Genomic DNA, 12,879 nt, shown 5'->3' on the forward strand with positions numbered 1-12,879 from the left:
TCTGTCTCACTACTTACATGAAATGGGCGCAGACCCTGCGCCCCTACGGTTGATTGTTTCCTTATTTCTCAACGCCTGTATGGACAGTTTTTACCCATTTGAGGCGTTTTGGTCGGAAAGACATTCGAGCCGTCGTGCTACCCATAACTACTAACCAATGCAACATATATAAACTGCCGCGGAGGGTTTGTAAAAGTAACATTAAATAGGTAGATGGTTTAAATTGTTGATCTGAACGAACGTGCTTTAAACCAGCAAACATTCCTACTACTGACATCCCAATGGATAAGCTAGTTACAGGAGTTAAGACAGGGGGACGATGACGAGCGATCGCCATTAAAATATCTGGAATTGCTGCTGTCGGTAAGATATACATCGTTACCATAAATATCAACAAATCCCAGGTTTTTTTTGTCCCCATCCGGTTTTCTAGAATGAGATCCCAATAGTCTAAATAACGTTGATAACCACCTTCTGCCCAACGATTGCGTTGATGCCAAAGAGCGATCGCATTTGTGACACCTTCCTCTTCCACGGGAGGGAAAAACACGCATTCAATATCCCATTTATCCAAATGTAACCGAATAGTTAAATCTAGATCATCGGTGATAGTTTCCTCATTCCAACCACCACAACTTGCTAATGCTTGACGACGGACAAATTGACCATTACCCCTAAGTTCACCAATGCCACTAATGGCTGTGCGCTGTTGTTGAAACCAGATATCCAACAACATTTCCGCCATTTGTCCCTTAGTCCAAAAATTTTCTTTAGCATTGGCGATCGCTTTACGCATTTGTACCGCCCCTACTCGTTCTTTTTGAAATAAAGGAACTATTTGTAATAGCAAATCTGGTGTAACTTGGGCATCAGCATCAAATACAGCAATAATGTTTCCCTTTGTTAGAGGTAGCACTTGATTTAATGCTCCTGATTTGCCACCACTAGCTTCAGGAGAACGTCTAAATACATTTAATTGTTGATATTCTTGCTTGAGTTGGGCTAGTAATTGGGGTGTATTGTCTGTACTGTTATCATCAATAATCCAGACTTCATATTGTCCATTACCGTATTCCAAATTACACAGATTCTTGACTAATCTGCTAATTACGGCTTCTTCATTTTTAGCAGCCACTAATATAGAAACAAAAGGTAAATCTCCCTCTATTTCTTGAGAATGGTGACGAGGTTTTGCAAAAATAATCCTCAAAGCATGAATGCCTAACATTGTTGTTAATCCCAGGATAAATATTGAACCCCAGGAAACTAAATGTAGGGCAATAGTGCCACTCCAGACTATAGTTAAAACTAGCGCCGCTTTACCTCTCCGTCCCTTAAATCGGGATGGTGGTAGAAACACGGAATCTGTGTTTACTTCTGATTCCTCATCTACTGATAGGTCAGATAAGATGGAGTCAAGGGGATCAGAGATTCCGTCATAAGCATCATTTTCAGGCCAGGAATTCGCTGGCATAGGTTATATAATTCAAAAAACAGCTATGCTATGTAGCTTTTAATTACAGACTGATCCTGTAACAGATTACTAGCTACTTAATTAATATAGTTCTAAAGAGTGCCAAAGGGAATAGATGATGGGAAGATAAAAAGAGCGATGCTCTAAAATCACCCAAGTATTTTATCATAAGATATAGGAAACAACTTTTAATGAGTTCAAAAATATGACACAATCTTCATCAGAAAGAATTGTCAGACGTGGAAGAGTATTTCCAGAAATTCAATGGACCCCAGCCCAAAAAGCTGAAGAAAAAGCTAGAAGACAGGCATTTTATGAGCGTTGTTGGCTGATTTTTGAGCGTTTAAAACCAGAAATCCTGGATAAATACTATGGTTGGTATATTGCCATTGAACCTGATAGCGGAGATTATTTTATTGATCAGGATAAAGAAGTAGCAAGTAAAATGGCTAGAGAAAAATATCCTACGGTGATTCATCATATTTTTGGCATTAATGAAACGGGAGTTAGTGGCAGAATATGATTGAGGGAAGATTTGGAGAAAATGGACAAATTTATCTGGAACAGGACTTACGCACAAGTCATGAAAGAACGAACCACGAAGGAACGAAGGACACAAAGAAAAGAGGTTTTCAGAGATATTTTGCGTAAGTCCTAAAGTTAAAAGAGCGAATTTTTGATTTGTTAATGTTAGCTAACTATAAGGTATATGTGAAATCTTTTACCAACATACCAGGAACTAAACTTCCTCCTAATTGCCGATTTTCATAAGTTCCGACTTCGGGAATAAATTCTTGAAAGTTGGTTAAATCAACGAGATTTTCTCCTCCCCAAAAGCGATAGAGACTTTCATCAAAGCGCAGATTAGCAATGGGGGCAACTATTTCGCCATTTTCTACCCAAAAGCAAGCATAACGAGTCATACCTGTAATTCTCCCAGATGGGCGATCGCTCCAATTCAAATAATGTAAATTAGAAACATATAACCCTGTATCTAAACTTGGTAAAATCTCTGCAAATGCTAAATTACCAGGATTGATTTCTGGAGAACGTAATGTTTCTGAACTATTTGCACCATTAGCTAATTTATTATATTCCTTGGCTGTGCGAGAATTAACTAAGCTATTAACTAAAATTCCTTTTTCAATTAAATTTAATTCCGGTGCAGCTATTTCTCCCAAATTATTAAATCTCGGAACTAAACCACTTTGAAAATTTTCTTTTAAAGTGAATTTTGGAGAAAGTTGTTTTTCTTGACGTGATAAAGCAGCTAAAGCACTATTACCTTGTTGAATATCGGCTTCACTGATAGCACCCCAGGAAAGCATAGCTAATAAATCAGCTACAGCAGCAGGAGCAAAATAAGTTTTATATTGTCCTTTTGGTAATTCTTTAACTGAACGAGATAGCATTTCTAGTTGCTGTTTCCCATCATTTATTTTAGCTAAATAAGCAGCTTCATTCCATTCACTTCCAGCAAAAGTTCCTTTTACAGCTTGTCCTGATGCCATAAATAAGGAATAATCTAAATTAAAGGAATCAGTCGCAAACCAATGTTTTTGTCCGTTAGAATCACCATAACCTCTGATGACAATTCCCCCAGCATACATACCAGTAAAATCTAAATTGGCAACAGTTTCCAGAATACTAGGAATTAATATATCTGGAGTTAGTAATTTACCAATATTAATTTCTCGACTGGTATTATTTCCTGATGGTATTACTAAATAAGGATCAATTGGTAATAATGGTAATTCATCACGTAATTCTTGTAAAGCTGTGGATGCTAATTCCCAATCTATTTCCCAATTTCCAGTAAAGGGAAACTGACGGGAACTAGTGCGTTGATTAGCCATTAACGTCAATTGAATCGAACCATCATTAACATATCCTGTTTGTCTAACTTTGGCAGAATTAAAGCGGGTAAATTGACTGCTTTCGCTGCTAACTCTGACGGTAAAATGTTCATTGGCTGCTTTTTTAATCAGCAGAATTTCGACAAGTTGATTAAAGGTTTTTTCTAAGGTTGATAATTCTTCGATTTTCATTGTTTAAATAGTTTCTGGATCAATATTTAGTTCTCGCAATTTTGCTGCTAAACGTTCTGCTTTTCTCGCTTCCCGTTCTGCTCGTTCGGATTCCTGTTCGGCTCTTTTAGTTTCCTCTTCTGCGGTTTCTTCTGGTGTAGGTACTAACTCTCCTGCTGGGGTAAAATACCTTAATAATCCTTGATGAATTCCTAAATATAAACTTAATTGTTCACTCCATAAATGTCCCTTTTCATTTGGTTCTAAAGGTTGATATTTATTATCTACTAAATGAAAACCCGCAAATTCTAATGTATAAGGGTCAAACCAAAAATAGTCCGGTGTGCGGAAAGTATTTTGATAAAGTTCTTTTTTATATTCTCTATCGGTGTTAGCTGTACTTGGTGAAAGAATTTCTAAAATTACATTCGGATATTTACCGTCTTCTTCCCAAACTACCCAACTTTTACGAGTCTTGCGTTCAGTTCCTAAGACGACAAAAAAATCTGGACCTCGGAAAAATTGTGATTTTTTTTGGTTAGGACTATAGTAAATAGTCAAATTTCCCGCAGCATAGAAATCATATCTATCTTTCCACAACCATTTGAGACATTTGATTAAGAGCATAATTTGCTCTAGATGTAGTTCTGTTTCCACGGTCGGTTCATCACTATATAAATCACTAGGAGGAAAGATTACATCTGCGGAGATGTTTTGTTGCAATTCTAATTCTTGAGCAATGATCATATTGATATGGCATCAAGTAGTTATTTGTTTATTGTAGCATTAATACTAAGTTTAGAATTGCTGGAGAATAAGATTTCAAGAATATTTAACCGCAGATGAACGCAGATAAACGCAGATAAAGACGGATGAATTCATTGATTTCTTGATTTTGTACAGCTTTACATAAAATTCATTAACCACCACCAAAAACTTCGACGTTTGTAAATGCACAAACTGGTGAACCATGTCCTACAGAAATGGCTTGATTTGGTTCTCCTTTACCGCAGAAAGGTGTACCATAAATTTGCCAATTAGTATCATTACCAACTTGAATTAAGTTATGCCAAAATTCTGGTGTGGTAGCGCGATAGTTAGGATTACGCAGGGTTTTGGTCAGTTTACCGTTTTCAATTAATTTGGCATATTCGCAACCAAATTGAAATTTATAACGTTGATCATCTATTGACCAAGAACGGTTAGATTCCATGTAAATACCATGTTCTATTCCGGCGATAATTTCCTCAAAGGTGGCGTTTCCTGGTTCTAAATTTAAGTTAGCCATTCTGTCAATTGGTGGACGATTCCAAGAACAAGCTCGCGCACAAGCAACACCTGGTAAATCTGCTCTGGCTTGACTTTCTAAACTACCTAAACCACGTTGCAAAATGCCTTTTTTAATTACATATTCTTTGGTTGCTACTGCACCAGTATCATCAAAACCATAACTGGCAAATTCACCTGGTACTGTAGGATCAAAGGTGATATTCATCAGGGGTGAACCATATTCTAATTTACCAAAATCATCTTTGGTAATAAAGCTACCTCCCGCATAGTTGCGTTCATCTCCTAAAATGCGGTCAATTTCTAAAGGATGTCCGATACTTTCATGAATTTGTAGCATCATTTGATCTGGTGCTAAAACTAAATTGGTGCGGGTATTTGGACATTCTGCTGCTGTTAATAATTCTAATGCTTGTTCTCCAACTTTCTGGACTTGATGCCATAAATTATCTTGTTTGAAAAGTTCCCAACCTCCTTGATAAGAGTTTGCATGAGCGCCGTTATTACTGCGTTGTTGGACGATTGCACCGTCTTGAGCGATCGCCCCAAAATGATGACTAAGAGATAGAATATTCTGATATACTTCTGAACCATTACTACTCACAAACCAAGTTTCTTTTTGATCTGTGCCGACTGTGGCTGTCGTTTGAATGATTTTATCATTGATTTTGAGTTGCTGACAAATCCGAATTAGTAGATTGTTGATTTCTCCAGGACTAAAAGCATTAAATGGTTCTAAAAATGGTGAGTTATATTCACCAATTACTTGAGGACGGGTATTTTCACTAATTGGATATATCCACCATTTACTGGCTGCTAATGCTTGTTTATAGGCGATTTCCGCAGCTTTTTGTAAACTAGAAATATGTAAAGAATTGGTGGCTGCATAGCCTAAACAACCATCAACTATGACTTCGATCATTGCTCCCATTTCCAATGATTTACCGTTGCTTTGGGGTAAACCATCACGCACGGAATGATGGGTAGAAGTGGTTTTTACGGCTCTAATTCCTACCCAGTCTGCGGGGATGTTTAAATGAGAAATGGCTGTTGTTAGTTGTTTCCACATGGTATTAATTAAGAATTGAGAATTATCTTTTTTTGCACGCAGAGACGCAGAGGCACAGAGAGGAATTTTAGAATTTATTATCTATGCCAGCGTGTTCCTTCTTTGCTGTCTATTAATGTGATGCCTTTTGTTAATAGTTCATCACGGATTCTATCAGATTCTGCAAAGTTTTTGGCTTTTCTTGCTGTTTGTCTTTGTTGAATTAATTCTTCAATATAAATATCACTTAAGCCATCTGTTATAGGTGTTTCTGTGTCTGGTTGGGCGGTTAATCCTAAAACTTCTGCTAATGTAATTAGGGTTTGCCATTTTTGGAGTAGTTCGTTAGCTGGGGTTTCTGTTTTTCCTTGATGAACAATGATGTTTCCTTCCCGATTTAGTTCTTTGGCTAATTCAAAGATTATTGCTAATCCACCAGGGAAGTTAAAATCATCGTCAACGGCTTCTTTAAATCTCTCAATGTAAATGTTAGAAATTTGGTTATTTCCAGTCCCCAATTTTTGACTATGTTGATAACCGAAAAGTAATCCTTCTTTGATAGTATGCCAGCCATTTGTTGCGGCTAAAATTGCATCATCGGTAAAATCTATGGGTTTGCGATATTGTGCCATCATCACAAATAAACGCACCGCCATTGGGTCTACACCCCGATCTAATAATTGACGAATGGTGATAAAATTACCCAAGGATTTGGACATTTTTTCACCATCTACTTTTACCATGCCGTTGTGTAACCAATAATTTGCTAAAGGTTTCCCGGTAACGGCTTCCGATTGGGCAATTTCGTTTTCATGGTGGGGGAAAATTAAGTCAGCACCACCAGCATGAATATCTATGGTATCACCCAAGCGATCGCGCACCATAGCAGAGCATTCTATATGCCATCCTGGGCGGCCTTTTCCCCAAGGAGATTCCCACGCGGGTTCATCTGGTTTTGCAGCCTTCCACAGGGCAAAATCAAAGGGGTATCGTTTCTTTTGATATTCTGCATCTTCGACATTTACCCGTTCGCTTGCGCCGGCTTGCATATCTGCTAATTTGCGTCCCGAAAGTTTGCCATATTCCGCAAAGCTTTGTACCGCATAATAGACATCACCATCAGATGGATAAGCAAAACCTTTATGTTCTAAATCGTGAATTAATCGCTGAATCCCATTCATTGTATGTGTAGCGCGGGGATATTCATCAGCTTCTTTAATTCCCAACCGCGACATATCCTCAAAATATGCCTGAATATAGCGTTCTGCTACAGCTTCCATAGAAGAATTTTCTTCTCTGGCGCGTTTGAGAATTTTATCATCAATATCGGTAAAATTCTGGATATAACGCACATTATAACCAATAAACTGGAGATAGCGGCGCACTACGTCCCAGACAATGCACGCTCTTGCATGACCCAAATGGCAGTAATCATAAACCGTCACTCCGCAGTAATACATTTTAACCTTTCCAGGTTCGACGGTAGTAAATTGTTCTTGACGACGGGTGAGAGTATTGTAAATAGATAGGGTCATAACACAGTAATGCGGCAATCTGACGATAAACAATGATAACGCAAGTTGATGACAATGGCGTAAGTGAATATTTTAGTAGCTAATAATTGGCTATAATTATTGTTAGTAATACTTCGTAATCTTATTAACATCTGGTGTAAATTTAGGGAGTGGAAACTGCGCTTCTACGGGGGTTTTTCGGGTCTTTATCCCAGCGGACAGGATTTGTGATAATATACTGACGGGCGAGGTTTAAGGCTTTTTCATTGCGGATTATCCGATCATAATAATTGCGTTGCCATATACGCAGTCCAGGGCTATGGTCAATGTTATTAATTATTTTTGTTGTTTGATATTTATAATACGCAATAATTTGCCCTAATGTCGGTTTTTTCCGTAGGGGCGGGGTTTCCCCGCCCTTCATAACATAGGTTTCCCCGCCCTTCATAACATAGGTTTCCCCGCCCTTTATAACTGTAAACTCATCATTAATCACAATAATCCCGTGAACATGATTAGGCATAATCACAAAATAATCTAATTCAACATTGGGAAAATGATTGGAGATTTGCAACCAAAATTGATCAGCAATAAAACCCCTAACTGTAAATGTCATTTCCCTATTGATTACTTCGCCTAAATTGCATTCTTGGTGTTGGGTACAAATGGTGACAAAATAGGCGTTAGGTTGCGAATAATCGTAGTCCCTTAATCGAATTGATTGGCGATGATGAATATCGGGGTTGTATTTCACGGTGTATTTGAGATAGATTATTGATAAATTGTCGGTAAATGGGCGGGGAAACCCCGCCCCTACAGTTTTTGTTGAAAGGTATGGAAATAATTTTACTGAGAAGATGACAAGGTATATTTTTATTTAGTTATTAATAAACTTAAAGTACCTATTATCGTAAAGCAGTAATGCCGAGTAGCCAAAATCAAGATAAAATTTAAAATACACCAAAATCCTACTTCATGATTATGCAAACGACAGTTAGTTCTGAATCCCCCGTCATGGAAGTTCCCAAGCAAGGTTTACCAGTGACGATTATTACAGGTTTCCTTGGTAGTGGGAAAACGACTTTACTTAACCATATCCTCACAAATCAGCAAGGTGTAAAAACTGCTGTGTTAGTGAATGAATTTGGCGAAATTGGTATTGATAATGAATTAGTTGTTTCCACTGATGAAAACATGGTGGAATTGAGTAATGGTTGTATTTGTTGCACCATTAATAATGATTTAGTTGATGCTGTTTACAAAGTTTTAGAAAGAGAAGAAAAGCTAGATTATCTAGTTGTCGAAACAACTGGTTTAGCAGATCCTCTACCAGTAGCAATGACATTTCTGGGTTCAGAATTGCGAGATTTAACCCGGTTAGATTCTATTATTACTGTAGTTGATGCGGCAAATTATAGCTTAGATTTATTCAATTCTGAAGCTGCTTTGAGTCAAATTACTTATGGTGATGTCATTATTCTCAATAAAACAGATTTGGTTGATGAAACCACTTTGCAAGAATTGGAGAAAAAAATCAACAACATCAAGGAAGGTTCACGAATTATTCGGACGACAAAATCCCAAGTTCCCCTTCCTTTAATTCTCAGTGTGGGGTTATTTGAGTCTGATAAATATTTTGATTCCCACACAGAAGAACATCATGATCATGATGATCATTCTAATTGTGAACATGATGATCATTCAAACTGTGGACATGACCACCATGATCATGAACATCATCACCATGATCATTCTAATCACTTAGAAAATGATGGTTTTATCTCTATTTCTTTCCAAAGTGATCAACCTCTTTCTATTAGAAAGTTTCAACATTTTCTAGATAATCAATTACCGACAAATGTCTTCCGTGCTAAGGGGATTATGTGGTTTGATGAAAGTCCTCAACGTCATATTTTCCATCTTTGCGGTAAACGCTTCACTATTGATGATGATCAATGGAAAGGTGAAAAGAAAAATCAATTAGTGCTAATTGGTCAAAATCTAGATAGTGAAACCTTACTTCAGCAGTTAGAAAACTGTATTTGTCTTCCTTCTACCAGCAGAGGGAAAGGGTTTGGAAAGTAGTAATTAGGAAATAGTTGCTAGGTTGGGTTAAGCGACAGCGCCACCCAACAAATTTACTAAAATTATCAGTTGATCAATTGATAATTTTCCCCTGCTACAAATAGACTTTCAACCTCGGTTGCTTCTATATATTTGCTTTGAGAATCTCATCATCTACAGAAAAATCAACTTCTGTTTTATCTGCACCAGTTGCTAAATAATCATTTTCCAAAGAATCTTGCAAACCAGAAATTAAATCATATTCAGGTTGCCAATTTAATTCTATTTGCGCTTTATTTACAGATGCGAAAAAGTGCTGTACCCGCATCGGAAAAGCTTTCCGTTTACCGAAATCAAACTGTTTCGGATCATAATGGATAATTTTAACATCAGCAGGAGATTTACCAGCAGCCACAGCGCAAGCGCGAGCTAAACCATCGAAAGTCACAAAGCGATCGCCAGAAATATTATAAATCTCCCCAATAGCCTTGTCATTCCCAATTACCTGCGTCATCGCTTGAGCTAAATCCTTGACATGGCCTAGCTGGGTGATGTGCATTCCATTACCCGGAATACAAATCGGGCGATCGCGCACAATTCTATCAAAAAACCAACTTTCCAAAGGATTATAATTTTGTGGTCCGTAGATATAAGTAGGACGAATAGAAGTAAAAGGAATTCCTAATTGTTTCAGGTAAGCTTCCGTTTCATGTTTACCCTTGTGACGACTCTTAGGATCGACAGTATCCCCCTCAATATGGGGCATTTGGTCAGATTTGAGGTACACACCCGCTGAACTCATATAAACAAAGTGTTTTACCCGTCCTTGGAAAATTTCTGCCAAAGGTTGAGTATCCGTGAGTTCCCTACCATTGTTGTCAAAAATGACATCAAAGGTTTCTTGTGCTAACTTTTCTTTAAGTTGGGTTGAGTTAGTGCGATCGCCGATAATTTGTCCTACTCCTGAAGGTGCGGGATGATTACCACGATTGAACAAAACCACCTCATGTCCAGCTTTTACCAGTAGTTGAGTCAAATACACACCAATAAACCGAGTCCCACCAATAACCAAAATCCGCATAACTTCCTCATTCCTAAATAACTTGAGTGGCAAAATCACCCTTATCTTTGAGGTTATCAGGTTGCAGTATCATCTTGGAACATCTTTTGGTAGGATTATATCTTCTATTCAAGCTGGGGATTTTCCCATTGCCAGATGAGAATGAGGAATCTTTAATATCACCTCATTAAATTAGCCTAATTACTTCCCATCCATTCAAGTTAACTGTGTCTTTAAAATATGCTTTGGTTCATGAGTGGTTAACCCCTCAAGCTACAGGTGGTTCAGAACTCGTAGTTCAGGAAATATTAAATCACATAGATGCTGATTTGTACGCCCTGATTGATTTTGAATCCAGCAATCCAGAAAGTTATTTGTACAAACGTCAAATTGGCAAAACGTTTTTACAAAAATTTCCGCAAGCGCGTCAAGGAGTCCAAAAATATTTACCCTTATTACCCTTGGCGATCGAGCAATTGGATTTGCGAGAATATGAGGTTATCCTATCTTCATCTCATGCTGTAGCTAAAGGAGTATTAACCACACCTAATCAATTGCATATCTGCTATTGCCATAGCCCTATGCGTTACGCTTGGGATTTAACATTTGATTACCTGAATCAAAGCAAACTAGGTAAAGGAGCAATTGGCTGGGTAACACGCTATATTCTCCATAATTTGCGGCAATGGGATGTAATCAGTGCTAACCGTGTTGATTATTTCATTGCCAACTCACAACATACAGCTAAAAGGATTTGGCGTTGTTATCGTCGGCAAGCAACCGTCATTTATCCACCAGTTAACCTAGATGAATGTTCCTTTTCTTCAGAAAAAGAAGATTTTTACTTGATAGTGTCCCGATTAGTGAGTTATAAACAAGTTTCCTTAATTGTTCAGGCTTTTAATGAATTAAAAAAACCCTTGATAGTCATTGGTACAGGTCCAGAATTGAACAAACTACGGGAAATAGCCCAACCACATATCCAAATTTTGGGATGGCAACCTGATCATATCGTCAAGCAATACATGGCTCGTGCTAAGGCTTTTGTGTATGCAGCTTGCGAAGATTTTGGGATTGCCCTAGTTGAAGCTCAAGCTTGTGGAACTCCTGTAATTGCCTATGGTGCTGGTGGTGCATTAGAAACAGTGAGAGATATTCGGAATCATCTTGATACAGGAACTGGTATATTATTCAAAATCCAAACAGTAGGAGCTTTAATAGATGCCGTAGAAAAATTTACAGATCATCAACATTTATACAATTATCAGTATATACAAACACACGCTAATCAATTTTCTCGCCAGGTTTTTGCAGAACGTTATCTAGGTTTTGTCAGTGAATGTCGTGAAAAATGAGTTTACCTACAGTAAACATTAGCCTTTTTGTATTGATTTTCCAAGAAGACAGCAAATTTTTCCAGAAAATCACTGCCTTTTAGCCTTAAAATCGGGACTATGTGTGGTGTGGATTATAAAGGAGTATGATGACTGCCCAGAGTTCACTCCTCTCCGGCAAGCGATACCCGCGTAAGGATAACAGTACATCTATGGCTGTTTTATCGAAACGTGGTCAAAAAGTTAAACAGCCAAAGGTGAAATCCAGAAGTTTATCTTTTCAGGGTTTATACGGAGAGTTTTTTAAACGACTGTTTGATATAGTTTTTTCATTGTCGGTCTTGATTTTGTTTTCTCCAATTTACATAATACTGGCCTTATTGATAGCCATAAGCTCAAAAGGACCAATTTTTTATGTTCAAGAACGAGTAGGTAAAAACTATCAAAGCTTTAATTGTATTAAGTTTCGCACTATGGTGAATAACGCCGACGAAATTCTCCTAGAAATTATGGCAACATCACCTAACCTGCGAGAAGAATTTGAAAACAATTTCAAGCTAAAAACAGATCCTAGAATCACTAAAATTGGTCATTTTTTGCGAATTACCAGCTTAGATGAGTTTCCCCAATTTTGGAATGTTCTCAAAGGAGACATGAGTGTAGTCGGTCCACGACCTTTAGTAGCGGAAGAGTTACCAAAATATGGTGATTATATCAATCATATTTTAACAATTCGTCCCGGCATTACTGGTTTGTGGCAAGTATCTGGGCGTAATGATATTCCCTATCCTCGACGGGTGCAAATAGACCTCCACTATGTCAATTTTCGGAATTTTTGGCTAGATTTGTGGATTATTCTCAAAACAGTTAATGTTGTCATTATGCCCAAAAACAAAGGAGCATACTAAGTCAGTACGCAAATTCCCTGTTGTGGGGCAAAATCATGCCCCAAAAACTATTTTTCGGATTGCTTTAATTCTTGAAACCATTACCTTTGCGTGTGGTTAATTAATACTTCAAATAGGCAATGCCTTATTTTTGAACACTACTAAAATAAATTTTCAGTAAAGA

General features: G+C 37.7%; 11 protein-coding genes. 4 read left to right on the top strand and 7 right to left on the bottom strand.

Annotation, left to right across the window (positions count from 1 at the left end; translation table 11 throughout):
- Positions 1-61: 61 nt before the first annotated feature.
- Positions 62-1,474: a glycosyltransferase family 2 protein gene (locus FJR38_RS11615; protein WP_168537130.1), complete on the bottom strand. Its 1,413-nt coding sequence runs from the start codon at positions 1,472-1,474 to the stop codon at positions 62-64.
- Between the two features lie 205 nt (positions 1,475-1,679).
- Between FJR38_RS11615 and FJR38_RS11620 the strand changes: the two genes are divergently transcribed.
- Entirely contained in the window at positions 1,680-1,997 is a 318-nt protein-coding gene (locus FJR38_RS11620) for a hypothetical protein (protein WP_168494097.1), read from the top strand.
- A 175-nt stretch (positions 1,998-2,172) separates the two neighbouring features.
- Here FJR38_RS11620 and FJR38_RS11625 read toward each other — a convergent pair whose 3' ends face one another.
- The 5 genes from FJR38_RS11625 to FJR38_RS11645 form a co-directional block, all read right to left on the bottom strand.
- Positions 2,173-3,522, bottom strand: a complete 1,350-nt coding sequence (locus tag FJR38_RS11625; RefSeq protein ID WP_168537132.1) for a TldD/PmbA family protein — start codon at positions 3,520-3,522, stop codon at positions 2,173-2,175.
- Positions 3,523-3,525: 3 nt separating this feature from the next.
- Entirely contained in the window at positions 3,526-4,248 is a 723-nt protein-coding gene (locus tag FJR38_RS11630; RefSeq protein WP_168537133.1) for a Uma2 family endonuclease, read from the bottom strand.
- A gap of 172 nt (positions 4,249-4,420) precedes the next feature.
- Positions 4,421-5,857 (bottom strand): TldD/PmbA family protein, encoded by a 1,437-nt coding sequence (locus FJR38_RS11635; RefSeq protein WP_168537134.1) that lies wholly within the window; start codon positions 5,855-5,857, stop codon positions 4,421-4,423.
- A 77-nt stretch (positions 5,858-5,934) separates the two neighbouring features.
- The gene (cysS, locus tag FJR38_RS11640) at positions 5,935-7,371 is read right to left on the bottom strand and encodes a cysteine--tRNA ligase (protein WP_168537135.1); all 1,437 of its coding nucleotides are present in this window, start codon (positions 7,369-7,371) and stop codon (positions 5,935-5,937) included.
- Between the two features lie 142 nt (positions 7,372-7,513).
- The gene (locus tag FJR38_RS11645) at positions 7,514-8,104 is read right to left on the bottom strand and encodes a transposase (protein WP_168537136.1); all 591 of its coding nucleotides are present in this window, start codon (positions 8,102-8,104) and stop codon (positions 7,514-7,516) included.
- Positions 8,105-8,331: 227 nt separating this feature from the next.
- Here FJR38_RS11645 and FJR38_RS11650 point away from each other — a divergent pair, with 227 nt between their 5' ends.
- Positions 8,332-9,435 carry a GTP-binding protein gene (locus tag FJR38_RS11650; protein WP_168494083.1) on the top strand — a complete coding sequence of 368 codons (1,104 nt, stop codon included), beginning with the start codon at positions 8,332-8,334 and terminating at the stop codon, positions 9,433-9,435.
- Between the two features lie 124 nt (positions 9,436-9,559).
- Here FJR38_RS11650 and FJR38_RS11655 read toward each other — a convergent pair whose 3' ends face one another.
- Complete coding sequence (locus FJR38_RS11655; protein ID WP_168537137.1) at positions 9,560-10,495, bottom strand: NAD-dependent epimerase/dehydratase family protein; 936 nt, start codon at positions 10,493-10,495, stop codon at positions 9,560-9,562.
- Between the two features lie 206 nt (positions 10,496-10,701).
- On the opposite strand from FJR38_RS11655, the gene FJR38_RS11660 reads away from it, so the two are divergent.
- Both FJR38_RS11660 and FJR38_RS11665 read left to right on the top strand, forming a co-directional pair.
- Entirely contained in the window at positions 10,702-11,829 is a 1,128-nt protein-coding gene (locus FJR38_RS11660; RefSeq protein WP_168494079.1) for a glycosyltransferase, read from the top strand.
- A 128-nt stretch (positions 11,830-11,957) separates the two neighbouring features.
- Positions 11,958-12,716: a sugar transferase gene (locus tag FJR38_RS11665; RefSeq protein ID WP_168494365.1), complete on the top strand. Its 759-nt coding sequence runs from the start codon at positions 11,958-11,960 to the stop codon at positions 12,714-12,716.
- Positions 12,717-12,879: the final 163 nt, after the last annotated feature.

The organism is Anabaena sp. UHCC 0253, from assembly GCF_009712085.1.
Lineage (GTDB): Bacteria > Cyanobacteriota > Cyanobacteriia > Cyanobacteriales > Nostocaceae > Dolichospermum.